The sequence below is a fragment of the Vibrio sp. Of7-15 genome (assembly GCF_022347565.1).
Taxonomy (GTDB): domain Bacteria; phylum Pseudomonadota; class Gammaproteobacteria; order Enterobacterales; family Vibrionaceae; genus NORP241.
The window spans coordinates 224,273-242,721 of record NZ_JAKRGH010000003.1; the positions used below are offsets into that span (position 1 = coordinate 224,273).

General features: G+C 39.7%; 20 protein-coding genes and 1 pseudogene. 13 read left to right on the plus strand and 8 right to left on the minus strand.

Translation table 11 applies throughout. The features are described from left to right. Window positions 1-143 precede the first annotated feature (143 nt). Window positions 144-317, plus strand: a complete 174-nt coding sequence (gene rmf, locus MHO82_RS05570; protein WP_239182864.1) for a ribosome modulation factor — start codon at window positions 144-146, stop codon at window positions 315-317. A gap of 144 nt (window positions 318-461) precedes the next feature. Here rmf and fabA read toward each other — a convergent pair whose 3' ends face one another. Beyond that, the gene (gene fabA / locus MHO82_RS05575) at window positions 462-983 is read right to left on the minus strand and encodes a bifunctional 3-hydroxydecanoyl-ACP dehydratase/trans-2-decenoyl-ACP isomerase (protein WP_239182865.1); all 522 of its coding nucleotides are present in this window, start codon (window positions 981-983) and stop codon (window positions 462-464) included. Between the two features lie 64 nt (window positions 984-1,047). Further along, the gene (locus MHO82_RS05580) at window positions 1,048-2,742 is read right to left on the minus strand and encodes a Lon protease family protein (RefSeq protein WP_239182866.1); all 1,695 of its coding nucleotides are present in this window, start codon (window positions 2,740-2,742) and stop codon (window positions 1,048-1,050) included. A gap of 192 nt (window positions 2,743-2,934) precedes the next feature. On the opposite strand from MHO82_RS05580, the gene matP reads away from it, so the two are divergent. The 3 genes from matP to MHO82_RS05595 are packed head-to-tail and all read left to right on the plus strand — an operon-like array spanning window position 2,935 to window position 4,113. Beyond that, complete coding sequence (gene matP, locus MHO82_RS05585) at window positions 2,935-3,384, plus strand: macrodomain Ter protein MatP (RefSeq protein ID WP_239182995.1); 450 nt, start codon at window positions 2,935-2,937, stop codon at window positions 3,382-3,384. A gap of 16 nt (window positions 3,385-3,400) precedes the next feature. Continuing rightward, window positions 3,401-3,724, plus strand: a complete 324-nt coding sequence (locus tag MHO82_RS05590; RefSeq protein ID WP_239182867.1) for a DUF3634 family protein — start codon at window positions 3,401-3,403, stop codon at window positions 3,722-3,724. After that, window positions 3,721-4,113 carry a PPC domain-containing DNA-binding protein gene (locus tag MHO82_RS05595; protein WP_239182868.1) on the plus strand — a complete coding sequence of 131 codons (393 nt, stop codon included), beginning with the start codon at window positions 3,721-3,723 and terminating at the stop codon, window positions 4,111-4,113. Before MHO82_RS05590 ends, MHO82_RS05595 begins: the two co-directional genes overlap by 4 nt. 79 nt (window positions 4,114-4,192) lie before the next feature. On the opposite strand, the gene MHO82_RS05600 is transcribed toward MHO82_RS05595, so the two are convergent. After that, a complete protein-coding gene (locus tag MHO82_RS05600; protein ID WP_239182869.1) occupies window positions 4,193-4,738 on the minus strand; it encodes a DUF1439 domain-containing protein in 546 nt (181 codons plus the stop codon). Between the two features lie 408 nt (window positions 4,739-5,146). After that, on the minus strand, window positions 5,147-5,464 hold the full coding sequence (locus MHO82_RS05605) for a hypothetical protein (RefSeq protein ID WP_239182870.1): 318 nt from the start codon (window positions 5,462-5,464) through the stop codon (window positions 5,147-5,149). An 801-nt stretch (window positions 5,465-6,265) separates the two neighbouring features. On the opposite strand from MHO82_RS05605, the gene MHO82_RS05610 reads away from it, so the two are divergent. Continuing rightward, window positions 6,266-6,445, plus strand: coding sequence for a hypothetical protein (locus tag MHO82_RS05610; RefSeq protein ID WP_239182871.1), 180 nt, complete (start codon window positions 6,266-6,268; stop codon window positions 6,443-6,445). On the opposite strand, the pseudogene MHO82_RS05615 reads toward MHO82_RS05610, so the two are convergent. The 3 genes and pseudogenes from MHO82_RS05615 to MHO82_RS05625 all read right to left on the minus strand — a co-directional run. After that, a pseudogene (locus MHO82_RS05615) lies at window positions 6,420-6,692 on the minus strand (DUF3653 domain-containing protein); the annotation flags it as partial. The gene MHO82_RS05610 and the pseudogene MHO82_RS05615 sit on opposite strands and share 26 nt — an antisense overlap. Window positions 6,693-7,191: 499 nt before the next feature. Next, window positions 7,192-9,267 (minus strand): ATP-binding protein, encoded by a 2,076-nt coding sequence (locus tag MHO82_RS05620; RefSeq protein WP_239182872.1) that lies wholly within the window; start codon window positions 9,265-9,267, stop codon window positions 7,192-7,194. Window positions 9,268-9,278: 11 nt separating this feature from the next. Further along, window positions 9,279-10,466 (minus strand): FIST N-terminal domain-containing protein, encoded by a 1,188-nt coding sequence (locus MHO82_RS05625; RefSeq protein WP_239182873.1) that lies wholly within the window; start codon window positions 10,464-10,466, stop codon window positions 9,279-9,281. Window positions 10,467-10,619: 153 nt separating this feature from the next. On the opposite strand from MHO82_RS05625, the gene MHO82_RS05630 reads away from it, so the two are divergent. Further along, the gene (locus tag MHO82_RS05630) at window positions 10,620-11,315 is read left to right on the plus strand and encodes an SDR family oxidoreductase (protein WP_239182874.1); all 696 of its coding nucleotides are present in this window, start codon (window positions 10,620-10,622) and stop codon (window positions 11,313-11,315) included. An 80-nt stretch (window positions 11,316-11,395) separates the two neighbouring features. Here the strand turns inward: MHO82_RS05630 and MHO82_RS05635 are convergent, their stop codons facing one another. Then, complete coding sequence (locus tag MHO82_RS05635) at window positions 11,396-11,845, minus strand: hypothetical protein (protein ID WP_239182875.1); 450 nt, start codon at window positions 11,843-11,845, stop codon at window positions 11,396-11,398. A 273-nt stretch (window positions 11,846-12,118) separates the two neighbouring features. Here MHO82_RS05635 and ccoN point away from each other — a divergent pair, with 273 nt between their 5' ends. From ccoN to ccoS, 7 genes are all read left to right on the plus strand, one after another. Continuing rightward, window positions 12,119-13,546, plus strand: a complete 1,428-nt coding sequence (ccoN, locus tag MHO82_RS05640; protein ID WP_239182876.1) for a cytochrome-c oxidase, cbb3-type subunit I — start codon at window positions 12,119-12,121, stop codon at window positions 13,544-13,546. A 13-nt stretch (window positions 13,547-13,559) separates the two neighbouring features. Further along, window positions 13,560-14,171, plus strand: a complete 612-nt coding sequence (ccoO, locus tag MHO82_RS05645) for a cytochrome-c oxidase, cbb3-type subunit II (RefSeq protein WP_239182877.1) — start codon at window positions 13,560-13,562, stop codon at window positions 14,169-14,171. Between the two features lie 9 nt (window positions 14,172-14,180). After that, entirely contained in the window at window positions 14,181-14,360 is a 180-nt protein-coding gene (locus MHO82_RS05650) for a CcoQ/FixQ family Cbb3-type cytochrome c oxidase assembly chaperone (protein ID WP_239182878.1), read from the plus strand. Next, a complete protein-coding gene (gene ccoP, locus MHO82_RS05655; protein WP_239182879.1) occupies window positions 14,360-15,340 on the plus strand; it encodes a cytochrome-c oxidase, cbb3-type subunit III in 981 nt (326 codons plus the stop codon). Before MHO82_RS05650 ends, ccoP begins: the two co-directional genes overlap by 1 nt. A 77-nt stretch (window positions 15,341-15,417) precedes the next feature. After that, window positions 15,418-15,903 (plus strand): FixH family protein, encoded by a 486-nt coding sequence (locus tag MHO82_RS05660; RefSeq protein ID WP_239182880.1) that lies wholly within the window; start codon window positions 15,418-15,420, stop codon window positions 15,901-15,903. 2 nt (window positions 15,904-15,905) lie between these two features. Beyond that, window positions 15,906-18,278 carry a heavy metal translocating P-type ATPase gene (locus MHO82_RS05665; RefSeq protein ID WP_239182881.1) on the plus strand — a complete coding sequence of 791 codons (2,373 nt, stop codon included), beginning with the start codon at window positions 15,906-15,908 and terminating at the stop codon, window positions 18,276-18,278. Continuing rightward, on the plus strand, window positions 18,271-18,447 hold the full coding sequence (ccoS, locus tag MHO82_RS05670) for a cbb3-type cytochrome oxidase assembly protein CcoS (protein WP_239182882.1): 177 nt from the start codon (window positions 18,271-18,273) through the stop codon (window positions 18,445-18,447). Before MHO82_RS05665 ends, ccoS begins: the two co-directional genes overlap by 8 nt. The last annotated feature ends 2 nt before the right edge of the window (window positions 18,448-18,449 follow it).

The window sequence follows — 18,449 nt, forward strand, 5'->3', positions numbered from 1 at the left end:
CATTTTGTGAGCCCGAGCTTTTTTTTGTCTTGAATATCATTCTTAGTTGACCGATTCTTTAATAGTGGATTCATAGAAATGCCACGAAGTAGTAACAGTAGTATTTTGCAAGACATATTAATTGCGTATATGAGGACTGAACTATGAAGAGACAAAAGCGTGATCGCCTTGAAAGAGCACAATCTAAAGGCTATCAAGCAGGGTTGAATGGCCGTTCAACAGAAGCTTGCCCATATCAAGCTACAGATGCTCGTTCTTATTGGCTAGGTGGTTGGCGTGATGCCCGCGATGATAAACATACCGGTCTCTACAAATAATTACACTCCCTCAGTTTCCTGAATAACGGTTATTAGCCCCTGTTTGAATCAGGGGCTTTTAAACACACTTTAATGCACTATAATTAAATCAAAGGAGCAATAAAAAACCAGCATATTCGCTGGTTTTGAAAAGTAAAACTTCTATTAGAATGCAGAAGTATCTTGGAATAAGCCAACTTTCAAATCTTTTGCTGCGTAAATTTCTTTACCATCAACAAGAACTTTACCATCCGCTAGGCCCATTACTAAACGGCGATTAACGACACGTTTAATATCAATTTCATACGTTACTTTTTTCGCAGTAGGTAAGATTTGGCCTGTGAATTTCACTTCACCAACACCTAATGCACGGCCTTTACCTTCGCCATCAACCCAGCCAAGGAAGAAACCAACAAGCTGCCACATTGCATCTAAGCCAAGGCAACCAGGCATTACAGGGTCGCCAGGGAAATGGCAATCAAAGAACCAGAGGTCTGGAGTGATGTCTAATTCAGCAACAATTTTACCCTTACCAAATTCACCACCTTCATCACTGATGTGAGAAATACGGTCCATCATAAGCATGTTTGGCGCTGGCAGTTGAGGACGGCCTGGGCCAAAAAGCTCTCCCTGGCTTGATGCTATTAAGTGTTCGCGAGTATAAGAATCAAATTTGTTTTGTGGCATTAGTACTGCTCCTAGTAACAATGGCAATCATCTTAGCGAACACGTGTAAGCTAATCAACTCGGATCAGTTCTGGACAAACCAGTTCTTTAACTTGCTGAGTAAGTTAGGGTTCTCATGCTCGTGATGTTCAAATTCTTCAATTCTTTGTGCGATGCGGTTCAAAATAGTGTCTTTTTCACTCTCGCCACGAAAGGCTTTTCCTGTTAGTAACGGAATAGCTTCATCGACCGATTCAACAGACCAAATATGGAATTTTTTCGCTTTGATTGCCTCGACCACATCATCAGCAAGCACTAAGTTACGTAAATTAGTTTTAGGAAGAATGACACCTTGTTTACCCGTTAAACCACGATGAGAACAAATATGGAAAAAACCTTCCACTTTTTCATTTATTCCACCAACGGCTTGAACTCGGCCAAATTGATCGACTGCGCCAGTCACCGCGATTTGCTGATTGATAGGCTGCTCTGATAGGGCGCTAACTAAAGAGCACAGTTCCGCCAAAGAAGCACTATCGCCATCGACTTCGCAATAAGACTGCTCAAACACAATTGAAGCCGAGTAGGGAAGAGGCTCATTTAAATTTAGTGAACTACTCACAAAAGCTTGCATGATCATCATGCCTTTAGCGTGCAGGTTACCACCTAGCTCTGCTTTACGCTCTACGTCTGAAATATCGCCATCGCCAAAATGAATTACACAGGATATACGAGCTGGTTCACCATAAGGACGAGGGTGACCAGGTACTTCAATGACCGTCAGGCCATTCACTTGTCCGACTTGTTCACCTTCACATTGAATAACCACTTGTCCTTCAAGAATGTCTTCTACTGCTCTGAGAGGTAGGTAGCTCTCACGATAGTTTCTGGCTTGCATCGCACCATGAATATGCTGGCTAGTAATCGCATTTCCTTTGGATTCAAATGCAGATTCAGCAAGAATATTCTGATGCCAGATAGGACAAAGTGGGACCCTAAGTTGGTCTTCATATTCACGGGCACCTGCAACAAGAAGTGCTTCCAGTGCATCTTTATCTGCTAATGGAGGAAGGTTGTTTTCTTTTAGTAAACCTTTGATAAAGCTAATATAGTTCGGTAATAAAGCATCTGACAGTAAAAACTCCAGCTCAAACTCACCAAACAGAGACATCCCAGAGTTTAAATCAGGTTCTAAATTATCCAACTCTCCTAGCAAAGCACGATCACCCACAATGACTAACTTAATATCAATAGGGGTTGGCTCTGGTAGGGTGGTGGCTGCTTTAGAGTCGCTTGGTTGCCAATGTAGTGGTTGACCTAGCAGCACCGATTTTAATCGAGGCCAAGCTTGCGGGTTTGCCAGTATGGCCGTTACCGATAAAACGAGGTAACCACCATGTGCTTTATGCAATAACCCGTATTCAGTTTGGGAAGTTGTTACGCCATCTTCTGAAATTGCATGGACACAACCAAATAATTCTCTTTCAGAAATGGTTTCTGACATCAAAACAGTTTGCTCAGTGTAGCACATCGCTTCGGCACGCCTTGTTGCTACATCACTGAGCCATTCTTTTATTAACGTTCTGTAAATCGAGTTATCTAGGGCATTAACCAATAAAACATTAGGCCGAGAAGAAATAGCACAGAATCGGTGAATTGCATCCATCAATTTTGGCTGTAATGCACTTAATGAACCACTCGAATACTGATCAAAATCAGCTAACACTGATGAAAATTGATCGTAATTTGGAATCGCTGAACACCAGTTTTCTTCTTGCATATTACTGAACTATCTTAATTTTGAACCTAAAGGTATCGCAGTATATAGGATAAGGTGAAGTGACAGTAGTATTTGTTTTGTTTACTTAAAAAACAATCAATTAAAGTGAAATAGATGGTGCAACTGGTTGTTTTACGTTACAAGCGCAGTTACACTGTAACCCTATTCGGCAAGGTAGATAAAAAGGTCAATATGAAATATCAACAACTTGAGAATTTGGAAGCAGGCTGGAAATGGAATTACTTAGTTAAAAAATTCAAGGCCGGTGAATCCATAACCAGATACATTGATAGCAGTGAACAAGAGCATGCGGTTGAGCTACTATTTGCTATGGAGCATGATCCAACCCTAGTTATTGACTGGATTAATAATCATATCTCTCTAGAATTAGAAAATAAGCTGAAGCAATCAATACGAGCGAAACGAAAGCGTCACTTTAATGCAGAGCAGGAACACACTCGCAAAAAGTCGATTGATTTAGATTTTCGTGTTTGGGAAAAGTTGGCGGAACGTTCTAATGAGTTAGGCGCAACCTTATCCGATACCATTGAGTATTTATTAAGTGAAGCGTCACGTACAGAGCAAGCCGGTTTAGCTACGGATGCCTTAAAAAAAGACCTACATAACTTATTGGATGAGTAAATAGAGTGGAGTAGTTATGATATATGTGGTGGGTGTTGCCAGTCTTATTATTTTTTGGTTGGTTTTTTATGATAGACCAGCAATAAAAATGCAGTTTAAGGAAGGGAAGCTAGTAAAGCAATCAGGTAATATACCCCATGGCTTTCTGATGAACTGCACAGAAATTGCTCACAAAACGCCTTTTGATGGTGTGGTGAAAGTATATATCAACCGACATAACAAGAAATTGAAGTTTTCTAAAGGTGTACCTGGAAGAATACAGCAACGAATTAAGAATGTTTTTCCTCATGAAAGCTTCAAAACAGTTAGAAAAGTTAAGTATAAGAAAAGAAGAAGATGACCCCACACGTATTTAGATTAACTCAAGGGAAAGATCTACGTCGATCAATAGAGGAGTATGTAAAAAGTAGCTCCATCACAGGCGGTAGCTTACTTTCTTGTGTAGGGTGTTTGTCTAAAGCGTCAATCAGGCTAGCGGATGAATCAAAGACGTTAGAAGTCGATGGGCCTTTAGAAATTATTTCACTATCGGGCACATTAACACCAGACCATGTTCACCTGCATATCTCGGTGGCAGATAAACATGGTCATGTGATTGGTGGTCATCTTAACTTAGGTTCTATGGTGTCTTATACAGCCGAAATCTGTTTAGTGTCATTTGATTCATTATCTTTAGGCCGTGAATATGATCCAGATACAGGGTTCACAGAGCTAGTTGTATTGGATTAAGGATAGAACAGCATTAATCCAAACAACCTAATGCACTATAATTAATATGCACTAAACAATAAATAAAAAACTAATCACCTCAATCATTAAAATCAATGATCATAGAATTATTTTTAATCAGGAGGCTAGGCTCAGCCGCTTTAATTAAAGATTCAGATAGCTTGGAATCTTTAAGTTTGTATACAGGCTCATTAGTCAAAAATAAACTAACCACAGAAACAAGTGGTTTTACAACCTTTCGAAGGTGAGAGTCTATCGGGTAACTTTTACTGTCTAGCTTCTCTAACCGTACATTTTTCAGATAAATAGCCCCTTTTTCTTTATCATAAAAGGGGATAGCGCTGAAGTTTAGTGATAGGTCAAGTTCTTTGTTTTCCTGATTGAATATTTCAAGGTCGCCCGTCGCAGCAGCTTCTACATCAATTCGATTCTCAGCCACACGTCCTATTTTTACCGCTAAGTCATCTAAGTGTAACGTCGCATAGAGTAAACCAGGTAAACCAACTTCATGGTTATATTCAATTTCTTCATTCAAGTACTTGCTTACATCTTGCTCAGTAATGGTGTAACTGGTGCACCCAGATATAATCAATGAGCTGAAAAGGGCGATAATATGCTTCTTCATAGTAACCTTACTTATTGATAGTAATAAATTATTATAGTGTTACGTTGTAATTTTTACTATATCAATATCATTTTCTCATGATGTATTAGCGGCCAAAGCCATAATCAATGTATAAAAATAGTACATTGAGGTAATATTCGTTGCTTGTTTTTGAATTTGATCTGATTTTTGCCTATTTTGTATACAAAATAGTAATGGTAGAGTTAGGTACCTATTCAATGATGAATGAAATAAGCCCAAATTCAGGCAGAAAGTGAAAGTACTTCGAGGAAGTAGAAAATTAGCGAGCTTGATGCACAGATATCTCAGCCCATTTAGAAATAACGCAGAACAGAAAGCCAAGCAAAAAAACAAACTACTTGGCATTTCCAATTTAATAACAAGATTTAGAGCATTAAGTTGGTGAAACTAAAATACACCGGCTTCTTTTAATGCGATGGAACATTCACGAGCATGCTTAGGGTAATTCACTTCCAAAAAGTGCGATAAATCTAAAAATAATTCCTTTAAATCTTTCGCTTCTTTTTCACTCAAGTCTTCAATGAACTCTTCGTATTCAAGCAAATCCATCTGCGATTTATGATCCATAATCCAAGTAACAATAACTTGTTGTGGAATTTTAGACAATGTTGCGGTACGTACAACAGCATACCTGACTTTTCTTGTCGCAAAGCGGTACCATGCAAAACCATACAAAAGTACAACAATAACAATGGTCGTTATCATAAAGTTCACTCTAGAAGAGAGGGTGATATTATTGATGATTATAATAATATTTATTTTGTGGGAATTGCGAGAGGAATCGCATATTTTATGTAAGTATTTTTTCTTTATTCCTAATCTTAAGCGAAGAAAATTTTATTAGGTAAGGGAAAAATTTAAAATTTTACATCTTCCTCATTCAATCAAATGATCCTGTAACGTTATGTTTATATGAATAACCGACTAGTCACTCTATGCTATTGAGCTAGCCAATGTGGTGATCTTAATCATTTCAAATCATCAGTTTATCTGCAAGATCATCATTTCCGTTTTGCCCCAAGCCATGAAAACGACACCGACCACTATGTAAAGACGATCTCCAAGTGGACAGGCATTCCCGCCACACTGCCTATCAATACCAGTGACAATGTCACGTTAGCCAGCGTATTGCACGCCATGTCACGCATGGAAGTGGGCAACTATTACACGCTGAAAACGGCGCGGGCGGGGGTCGATATTGCATGACGAAGCGACATATTGTTTTAAAACTCAGTATTAGCGTGGCGGGCATGGTCATCGGTGCGTACACCATAAAACACTTAAAAAAAGCGGGTTTATTATGAAATTGAATGAAAGCAGCACAAAAACAGGTTTAGTCCTTTTAGGCACTGCCGCTACGGCATCGGTGACAGGACAAACGCAACTTATTGACATCGACGTAACGAACTCAGGAGTGGAGTTAGGGGGACTAATTCCTACGATTATCATGGGGTTAGTGGTTTTTGGGATGTTGCTCGAACAGAGAAAAAAGGATAGGGTGCGCGCATGGAAATATACCAAACATTGATGGTTGCGATTGCGTCCGGCTTTGCGTCAGCAGTCGGTACAACAGCCACCATTAAAACGGATATACGTTGGATTAAGCAATTAATCGATAAGTTAGAAGAGCGGGTAATGAAATTAGAAAAGAAAACTACGCAAAGCTGTCCAATTCCTTGGGGCTGAACTCACGGCCTTCGGGGGTGATTAAAATCCCGCGCTCTTCATTAATTCGAAAACCTTGCCAACGGATGTCATTGGGCAAAAAGCCAATCGCTTTGATAATGAGCAGTTTTTCGGCCATCGGGTTGATGTCTATTTTTCCGGTCAGCCAACGTTTGACGGTGATGGGTTCGACGTGAAAATATTCCGCGCCTTGGCTGTAAGTTTCAAATTCTTGCCAATACAACTGGCGGAAGGCGTCTAGTAGCATGTGATAAACCTCACGAATCGTTTTTTATTTTGATGGTTTTTTTCGATGGGTAAATCGGGGGTTAATCGATGAAAGCGATTAAGTGGCGTGTTAAGACATAATGGCAGAAATCCGCCCAATTTACTGGACACATAGGTACAGCTAATTGAAATGGAGATAAATACTAATAAAGATGGATAACTGATTGATGCTGGTAGGAAAAATGTCTGAGCTTTTGCAATGTCGATTCTGACATCCCATATGTTACAATAACTTACCAAAGTGCGTATTATGTATATTATGTTAAATTAAGTTTAGAGGTATATAAATTAGGTCTATCTCTTTGTGGGCTCTTATGATATGGCACTCACCCACTCCATATCTAGAGAATATTTTAAAGAACCTATTCAATTTAACCATAATCTGTATTTACCATAAAATAGCTAATAAACACTGTATTTAAGAATCTCTCAACTGAGTTGATCGAATCTTAAATACTTTGTCATTAGCTTAAATCTTATTATGAATCAGACATTCTCGGATACTGATTTAACATTAGATTTATTTCTTTTGCTCTTACAGGCTTAGATAAAAAATTATCCATTCCTGATTCTAAGCAACGTTCTTTATCTGTCGCCATTGCATGAGCTGTTAATGCTATGATTGGTAACTCGATTCCTTGTTTTCTGATTTCTTTCGTAGCTGCTAAACCATCCATTACTGGCATTGAAACATCCATAAAAACAACATCAAATACATCATGTTTTCTCTTCAACATTTCAAAAGCTTCTTTACCATTGTTAACGATTGTCACTGTATGGTTCAGCTTTTCTAAAATCAGTTTTATGACCATTTGGTTTGCAACACTGTCTTCAGCGACAAGAATTGAAAGCTGCTGTTTGTTGGAAATGATTAAGTGCTGATCTTTCAGTTGAACTGGCGTTGTGCTTTTGGTTATTGGTAAATCAACATAGAAACAGCTGCCATATTGCAATTTACTGGAAACACGAATGTCTCCTCCCATCATATCTACTAAGCGTTTGCTGATTGCTAACCCAAGCCCAGTGCCTCCAAAACGTCTTGTTATTGTATTGTCAGCTTGCACGAATGGTTTAAACAACTGTTGCTGAGATTCTTGGCCTATTCCGATCCCTGTATCTCTAACTGTTATGTTTAATAGTTGACCATCGGTTGAAACGCGAACATCAATTTTCCCTTTTTCAGTAAATTTGATTGCATTTCCAACAAGATTAAACAGTATTTGAGAGAATCTGGTTGCATCGCACCAAATATTTTTCGGTATGTCGGGTGAAATATCGACAATCAAAGGTAGGTTTTTAGCAATAGCTTGTTCTTGGAAGTGATTTATCACAAGTGTGACAGTGTCACCCACATTCATGTTTTGCTTATACAATTCAAAGTTACCAGATTCTATCTTAGATATATCCAATACATCACTGATAATAGTAAGTAACAATTGAGCAGATTGATCCATTTGAGTAAGCCACTGTTCTTGTTCTTTATCGAGATCAGAATCTTGTAGTGCATCCATCATTCCTAGTACTGCGTTTAATGGTGTTCTGATTTCATGGCTCATCATCGCTAAGAATTGCGATTTTGCATCATTAGCATTTTCGGCATCTTTTCGTGCATTTTGTAGTTCAAATAGGTGCTTTTTACGGGTACTTATGTTTTTTGCTGTTCCACGATAACCGATAATATTGCCTTTTTTATCGTAATATGGACAACCACTAATACTTAACCATAAATCACTATTTCGATCTGCTATCCATTCAAGCTCTTCAAACTCCGCTCTTTCAGACATGGCTTTTTTAATTTGATCGACAACGTCCTCATTATTGATTAACTCTAAAAGGTTGTTTGTGGTAATGGTTTTTTGAGCAATACTGGTATCAGATAGATAAGTAAAATTGAAGCTGTTATCTGTTTCCCAAAACCAATCCCCCACGGTTCGGGCAAAATCTTGGAAGCGTTGTTTGTTGTTATGAAGTTCTTTGGTGCGTACTGCCACTAATGATTGAAGCCGTTCTCTGTAATCAATATCAACAACGGCTCGTTCTACTAACGGTAAGAAGCGTAGCATCGTATCTTTACATGATGGTGAAAATTGCCCTTCATTAGGACTTAGCAATAAAATGAGTGCATCGTTCGAGTTTACATTCATTCCTGTTAGCATTACTGAACGAGTGTATTGATGCAGAGTATGTTCAAGAAAGGTAAATTCTTCGACCTGGCTCGGATCAAATAAAATAATACACTCACCAGTTAAGCCTCGCTCAAATGTAGAGAATGCTGGCCATGTTGTATTATCAAAGATGGAGAATGTAGATACGAGGACTTTAAAATTAAAATTTTCATCACTTCTTGTTAAGACGACAGCTTCATCAAAACTAATGTAGGAGCGCAATACATTTAGTAAGCCATTGAAAATTTGTTGTTTATTTTTAGCGCTAGACATTGCAGTAAGTGAAGCAAGTATAGCGCTGTTTTCATCACGAAGTTTTTGCTCCCTCTCCTGGCTTCTTAGTAGTTCAACTAGCGTCTCTTGAAGCTGCTCTGATTCAAAATGGTCCATAATACAAAATCCTAACTTCGGTGAAACAGCACAGTAGAGATCATAAGGTTCCCATGAGCATTTTCGCCACCTATAAATTTCCCTTGTTCACCAAAAGTAAAAGGACAGACATATGGCTGCTCATGCATCGCTTGATTAACATGCAGCCGAACACTGTCCATATCATCAACTATGTGAGCCATACACCCTGCACAATAAACATTCAAACCACCAATTGGATCTAATTGACCTCGTGAGGTGTCTATTGCTGAATCAATGACTCGTCCTGCTCTGGTTATCAATCTTTTTCGTGTTCCTGTCATTAAGTATATTTCCTCACCAGAAGTTATGGTGGAAAATAATAGTAATCCGCCCCGCTCTGTTACCTTGGCCGGGTGTGTAAGTTTATAGTATGGGGATTCATATAAATAGCCAGCAATACGACCAAACGGAAATAGATTGCTTTGGGTTAAAATATTGACATTATCTGACATATTTTCATTTAAATTCAGTCCAGTCCACTGTTGGTAAACTTGTGCTGCGGGTTGCCCATTAATTTCAATGAGCTCTCTACCGTCAACCTTAGTTGCAACTCCTCTTTTACCTGTGGATATATACCCTGAGTGAAATGAATATGAGATCTGACATGAAGGATAATAAACTGAAATAGAGACACCATTTTTACAGCTGCCACGTTGAGTGATGATTTGCCAATTATTCATGATATGGTTATCGGCTGCGCTTCCACCGACAATAGGCACGCCTTTAAGTTCAGCTTCAATAGCTTGGAGGACTTCTTCTTCAGAACCTGGTGTGGTGTGTAAGATAAGAAGTTCAGGTAACTCACCAAATCGACCTGTATCTTTAATCGCATGAAATAATGCGCTTTTAGTTGCTTCGTGAACAGGTAGCTGGTCAAAACTTGCTAGCCCTGTCCCATAGGCACCATTTTTAGTATCAAAAAGTGCCCAAACACTTATTGCAGGGCTAGAAAAAAAACCTTTATCTGTCATGATTCCTTGGCACGACGAGCAACCGTGAATCTTTGCTTTAGGATAACATTCACGGAGAAGACGGATAACTTGGTCTCCATCATGTTCCTCGGTGAAATAACACAAGATAATAGATGGAGAAAGATTTTGTGTTGGAAAGCTCTTACAGATCTCATCTATGGCATTTTTAGTATCGATGTCTTGCGCGCTACTCGTTATAATTTTCATTCGTCAGAATTATAAGCCTTTCATATGTATTCAAATAATCTCATTATATGGCTGTTTCTTGAAGGGAAATCCTTCTTAGATTAGTGCTTATTACTTAATATGACGATTTTTTTCATAATCTATATTTTTAATTTCGTTTTAAAGGATTAATTTTTGACAAAGGTAATTGTTATCACTGGTGCGACAAAAGGTCTTGGAAAAAAGATTGGATGTTACTTAGCGAAACAACAACACTTAGTATTTGCATTAGATCCCAATGAGTCTGCAGGCTTTGAACTGGCCGATTTTGAACCTCGAATTCGTTTCATAAAAGCAAACCTTTCGAATGAACCTGACCTCATTGGAGCCTTCGAATCAATCACTCAGCAATTTGGTCGTATCGATACTATTATAAATAATAACTATGAAATTAACTGTAAGCAGCCTCATATTTCAGAACAAGACACTGCTCTTTGGGGAGAAGATATCAAAAGAAACTTTACAGAACCAATGTTGGTAGTTAAGCAAGCTTATTCATATTTAAAAGAGAGCAATGGTTCTGTAATTAACTGCGCTAGTTTTGATAATTGTGAAAGTTTATCTGCTCAATTTTCTCTAGCAGGAATATCTGCATTTACAGAATCATTAGCAGTGAGCTTAAAGCCAGAAGTGAGAGTAAATTGTATCGCTTCTTCGTACAGTAATCGATGTGGTAATGAGAAAAATAGTTTACACAATGAATTTCAAAGTGTTGTTAATAAAGAAAAAAATTACAACATAGATGAGTTTATTCATTTAGTTGAGTTTTTAATAAGCCCTAAAGCGAACACTTTAACAGGGCAAGAATTTTGGGTGGGTGGAAAAGTTTAAAATATATGTTATTAATGATAATAGGCCTGAATAAAACTTCAGGCCATAAAAGTATAACTAATGTAAGCTAACTGTATGTTTTATTGATCTTTAAATACAGTAAAATTAAACATTTCATTTTTGTTATTCATCTTGATTTTTATCTGCCAAGTCATTTCAGAATGTGTGCAGGCTGGCACAAAAAACTCACCATTCCAACCAGTTGATGATTCAGAAAAAGTTACGGGAATCGACCCCATAAACATATCAACTCCTTCAACAGTCGCTAGAGGCTTTAACATCTCACCAGAAATTGTTAGCTCTAATGTTGAATTCTCACTAAGAGGTCGACTGGAAAAATCAACGACGACCAATTTTTCTTCTAAGATAATTTCACATTTTTTCTGGGTTAAATCACATGATTTTACTGGGGGATTAACCGATGATGTTGGCTCATAAGTTAATGTTCTCCATGTAAATGCGCTAATAAGCACCACCATTAAGAATATAATTTGTATTAATCTTGCGCGGGTTAGTTTTTCTGCTGCCATGAGTTACTCGTTTTCCGTGTTACAGAGTTCAAACTTTTCAAATAAATGTTGCTTAACCGTAACGACAGTGTGGCTACTGCTCTGTCATTCGATTGCCAACTACAGTATCATCTTGGCTGAAAATGCCACTTTTACAATAAAAGTGCAATGCAAGAGTTGGAACGGTTAAAACTTGTTCTATTTACTTGCTGAGCAATTGGGTGGCATTGCGACAATTAAGTTCGCGCATAGAAAGTAGAGTGTAGTTGAACAATACAAGTGGAAGCATGCAAAATGAGCCAAGAAAAGCAGCTTGAACAAAATTACAACTATACAGTCGTTCGACAATTCACCATGGTAACTATTCTATGGGGTATTGTTGGTATGTCTGTTGGTGTATTAATTGCCGCTCAGTTGGTTTGGCCGCAACTAAACTTTGACACACCATGGCTGACGTATAGCCGTCTGCGTCCACTGCATACTAATGCAGTAATTTTCGCGTTCGGTACAAGTGCCCTGTTTGCAACGTCTTATTACGTTGTGCAGCGTACTTGTCAAACACGTCTGTTTGGTGGTCCGTTAGTTGCGTTCACCTTCTGGGGCTGGCAAGCCATTATCCTATCTGCAGCAATTACGTTGCCGCTGGGTATGACATCGGGTAAGGAATACGCAGAATTAGAGTGGCCAATCGATTTGGCGATCACTGCGGTGTGGGTCGCGTATGCGATCGTATTCTTTGGAACCATGATTAAACGTAAAACTTCTCATATTTACGTTGCTAACTGGTTCTTCGGTGCCTTTATTATTACGGTAGCAGTACTTCACATAGTGAACAGCTTAGCTATTCCTGTCTCTATGACTAAATCTTACTCGATTTACTCTGGTGCCGTGGATGCTATGGTTCAATGGTGGTACGGCCATAATGCGGTAGGTTTCCTACTTACAGCTGGTTTCTTGGGTATGATGTACTACTTCGTACCAAAACAAGCTGGACGTCCAGTATTCTCATACCGTTTATCTATTGTCCACTTCTGGGCTCTAGTTTCTCTTTATATCTGGGCTGGTCCTCACCACTTACATTACACTGCTCTACCTGACTGGACTCAGTCTCTTGGTATGGTGATGTCTTTGGTACTGTTTGCTCCATCTTGGGGTGGTATGATTAACGGTATCATGACCCTTTCTGGTGCATGGCATAAACTTCGTTACGACCCTATCCTACGTTTCCTAATCGTATCTCTGTCTTTCTACGGTATGTCTACCTTTGAAGGTCCTATGATGGCAATTAAAACGGTTAACGCATTATCTCACTATACGGACTGGACTATCGGTCACGTACACTCTGGTGCGTTAGGCTGGGTTGCAATGGTATCTATCGGTTCTGTTTACCACTTAGTTCCTAAACTATTTGGTCAAGAGCGTATGTACTCAATTGCTTTAATCAACGTTCACTTCTGGTTAGCAACGGTTGGTACTGTTCTTTACATCGTAGCAATGTGGATCTCTGGTGTAATGCAAGGCCTGATGTGGCGTGCGGTTAACTCTGATGGTACGTTAACATACAGCTTTGTTGAGTCATTAGAAGCATCTTACCCGTTCTACTTTGTACGTTTCCTAGGTGGTTTCATCTTCTTATCTGGTATGTTCTTAATGGCATACAACGCATATAAGACTGTGAGCGCTCCAAAGAACACATTAAAAGCCGTTGAGCAACCAGCATAAGGAGGTCGCAAAAATGAGTACGAATCGTCATGAAATCGTAGAAAAAAATGTTGGCCTACTTGCTATTCTGATTGTATTTGCAATTAGTTTAGGTGCCTTGGTTGAAATCACACCGCTTATTTTCCAAAAGCAAACAACTGAGCCAGTTGAAAACCTGCGCCCTTATACTGCTCTAGAGATGGAAGGCCGTGATATTTACATCCGTGAAGGCTGTACAGTATGTCACAGTCAGATGATCCGTCCGTTCCGTGCTGAAACTGAACGTTACGGTCACTACTCTGTTGCTGGCGAAAGTGTGTGGGAACACCCTTTCCTATGGGGTTCTAAGCGTACTGGTCCAGATCTAGCTCGTGTTGGTGAGCGTTATTCTGATGAATGGCACCGTGTTCACTTGATTAACCCTCGTGACGTGGTTCCTGAGTCAAATATGCCTGGCTTCCCATGGTTGGAAGAAAACATGCTAGACGGTGAATTAACATCTAAGAAACTTGCCCTATTCCGTGAGTCTTACGGTGTACCTTACACTCAAGAACAAGTGGATAACGCTTCGAAAGAAGTTGAAGGCAAAACGGAGATGGATGCAATTATTGCCTATCTTCAGTCTCTTGGTCATGCGATGAAGTAAGGAGGTCCCATGGACGTTGGAACCATACATAGCATTTGGACAGTAGTACTGTTCGTGAGCTTCATCGGTATCGTATTCTGGGCTTACAGTAAGCGCCGAAAAGCCTCTTTTGAAGAAGCGGCTAATTTGGTATTTGCTGACGAAGAACTCGATACTGCTACCCTAAAAAAAACAGGAGCTAGCAAGTAATGACTACATTCTGGAGTATCTGGATTACAGTAATTACCCTTGGTTCTCTCGCTGGTTGTGCTGCTCTACTTATTTGGTGTAAAAAGAACAGCACGGGTATTGAAGAAGGCGAAGACATGGGGCACGAATACGATGGTATTCGTGAAATTAACAACCCGTTACCAAAATGGTGGTCTTACTTATTTTGGGCAACACTAGTTTTTGCTATTGTTTACCTAATTTTGTACCCAGGTTTAGGTAACTTCAAAGGCGTATTAGGCTGGACAAGTTCTGATCAAACCGTTCGCTCTATGGAAGAGTCACGTGCTTCAATTGCACGCGCTCAACAAGAGCAACATCTTGATCAGTTTGCAAAAGAACTTAACGATGCTGAAAACGTTTTTGGTGAAACATTCAAAAGGCTAGCTTATGAAGCAAATGGTTCGGATTTCCGTGCCATTACAGACATTGCAGCAGATGATGAAGCAATAAAGGTTGGTCAACGTTTATTTCTTCAAAACTGTTCTCAATGTCACGGCTCTGATGCTCGTGGTATGAAAGGCTTCCCTAACCTAACCGACAAGGCTTGGTTATATGGTGGTGAGCCAGAAGCAATCAAAACAACCATCATGAATGGTCGTATTGGTAACATGCCAGCATGGGGGGATGCATTAGGTAAAGAAGGTGTTGACGAAGTAGTAAGCTACACGTTGAGCCTTTCTGGTCGTAGTGTGAATGCGAAAGAAGCAGCCGCAGGTAAACAGCGTTTTGTTGTTTGTGCTGCGTGTCACGGTACAGATGGTAAAGGTAACCCAGCATTTGGTGCACCTGACCTAACTGACAGAGATTGGTTATTTGGCGATTCTCGTGCAGATGTAACAGAAACTGTTATGCATGGTCGTCAAGGTGTAATGCCTGCTTGGAAAGACATACTAGGTGAAGAGAAAGTTCAACTTCTCTCAGCTTACGTATGGAGCCTAAGTAACTCTGACAGCAAATAAAAATACTAATAAATAATCACAAAGCCCCTGTATTCCAGGGGCTTTTTTTCCAAGAAAATTTCATTGAGAGTAGTTATATGTCTAAGCCTTGGTATAAACAATTTTGGCCATGGTTCATCATCGCCCTTCCTATGAGTGCAGTGATTGCCGGTTTCACAACTTTAACCTTATTTACTAAAAACCAAGTCTCTCTAGTTGCTGAAGATTATTATAAAAAAGGGAAAGGGATTAATATTGACCTTTCTCGTCTAAAAGCGGCAAAAGAGTTAGGGTTAGAAGCTTCTATACACTCTGAAGGCTCTAACTTGTTACTAAGCTTTACGAAAGGTAAATTAGAGACTTACCCCTCTTTACGTGTGCTATTCACTCATCGTACTCTTGCGGATAAAGATTTCTCTCAAATGTTAACTGCTGATGCTAACGGAAATTACCGCCTATCTTTAGATAAGTCGTTAGATGGCCCATGGTTTGTAGAACTAGAATCTTTTGATAAACAATGGATGCTACAAGGCCGTGTTAATTTCCCTACTTCTGAGCCAGTTGAACTAGACGGACAAAATTAGGAATGAGTAAAGAGTGTTATCACTGTGGAGAGCCTGTATTAGCAGGCTCTGATTTCCACGTAGAGATATTAGGTGAACAACGCGAAATGTGTTGTCCTGGTTGTGAATCTGTCGCTCAAACCATCGTAGACAGTGGCTTAACGTCTTATTATCAATATAGAACTGCCCCTGCTGAAAAAGCAGACTTAGTCCCTGAGCAACTTCAAGCTCTCTTGCATTATGATCACCAAGAAGTTCAGCGTGAATTTGTCAGAAATACAGAACAATTAAATGAAGTGACACTTTCTTTAGATGGTGTTTCCTGCGCTGCTTGTGCGTGGTTAATCGAAAAACAAGTAGGGAAAGAAGATGGCGTTGCAGAAATCAGAGTAAACACAACAACCCATCGCGCCATTCTTAGCTGGGATCCTGAATCTACCAAACTAAGTTCTCTGCTCTCTGTCATCCACCGTTTAGGCTATAAAGCAGCCCCTTTTGAAGCAGATAAGCAAGAACAAGAATATCACCGCACCATGAAACAATACCTCTATCGATTAGGTATTGCTGGTTTAGCAACCATGCAGGTCATGATGCTCGCAGTAGCGCTTTATTTAGAAGTGTTTGGCGATCTGGATGAAGAATTTAAAAACTACTTTCGAGTTGTTAGCTTAATATTTGCTACACCTGTTTTATTATACTCAGCCCTTCCCTTTTATCTTAATGCATGGCGAAGCCTTAAAGCCCGAACTCTTGGGATGGATGTCCCCGTTTCTATCGCTTTACTCTTCGCCTACTTCTCAAGCTTAGTGGCAACGATCACTGAAAAAGGTGAAGTCTTCTTTGAATCTGTAGCAATGTTTACCTTTTTCTTATTGCTTGGGCGATTCTTAGAAATGCGTGCTCGCAGAAAAGCCGCAGCAGCAAGTGCAAACTTGTTAAAGTTAGTTCCAGCCATGGCAACATTGACTGATGGCGAACAAGTACCAGCTAGAACATTGGATGCAGGTGACCAAGTCCGTGTATTACCTGGTGAGAACCTTCCTGCGGACGGCATTATTTTACATGGTGATACAGCCATTGATGAATCTATGCTTACGGGCGAACCAATGCCAGTAAGAAAGTCGAAAGATGACATTGTGTATGCCGGCACAATCAATGGTGATGCCAATATCACCATCGAAGTAACGCACAGCAAAGCTAATTCTCTTATTTCTAATATTGTGCGCTTGCAAGATGAAGCACAAATGTCAAAACCTACAGTCGCGCGATTAGCAGATTTAGTGGCACGATACTTTGTGGCCGTTACTTTAATTGTGGCAGCAGGAACTTGGTATTACTGGCATCAGACTAAACCGGAAGATGCCTTTTGGGTCATGCTTTCTGTTTTAGTTGCTACTTGTCCATGCGCCCTGTCTTTAGCTACACCAACAGCGATAACATGTTCAACATCTCGTTTAGGTCGCCTTGGTTTAATGCTTCGACGTGGCCATGTTTTAGAAACCCTCTGTAAAGTCAATCGCCTTGTGATCGACAAGACAGGTACGCTGACTGAAGGTAATGTACGTATAACTGAAACAACCTGCTTTTCGACTTATGCGGAATCAGAAGTTCTTTCTATTGCAGCATCGCTAGAAGCTTTTGCTAATCATCCCATTGCCAATGCATTTTCAACATTTAAACAAGAAAACATTAAAGTAACTGATGTGGAAAATACCATTGGTTCAGGTTTGCAAGGCACCTATCAAGGTAAAAGCTGGAAGATCGGTAAAGCTAAATTTGCATTAGAAAAACTACCTGAAGATCATGACCAATTTCAAGTATGGTTATCTTGTGATGATCAAGCTATCGCCGCATTTAAACTCGATGACCCAATTCGATCTGATAGCGCTGAATTGATTCAAAAGTTTAAAAAAGCAGGTATAAGTACTACCATGTTGACTGGTGATGCGAGCCCTGCTGCTGCACAAGTAGCAAAATCACTCGACATTGATGATCTTGTTTCAGGTGTCTCTCCTGAAGGCAAGCTTGAATACCTCCACTCTTTAAAGAAAGATCAAATTACGCTGATGGTTGGAGACGGTGTGAATGATGCCCCTACTCTTGCTGGAGCTCATTTATCCGTTGCTATGGGCAGTGGCACCGATGTAGCTAAAGCTTCAGCAGATATGGTATTACTTGGTGATAAACTCGCACGCCTTTTAAAAGCTCGTAAACTTGCCCTTAAAACTCGCCAGATCATTCGTGAAAATTTAGCATGGTCTCTCGGGTATAACTTAGTTATCCTACCTCTCGCCGTTGCCGGTATGGTTGCGCCATATATTGCGGTAGTAGGTATGTCTACTAGCTCCATAATTGTTGTATCAAATTCACTGAGGTTGTTAAAAGAAGATGAGTAGCTTATATATTTTGATTCCAATTGCCATAGCCTTAGTATGCGTGGCTGTTGCTGTCTTCCTTTGGGCTGTTCGTACCGAGCAATTCGAAGACTTGGACCGCCAAGGCTACAGCATCTTATTTGATGAAGATAAAAACGACAGTTCAACAGCTAAAACAAAAGAACAGTAATA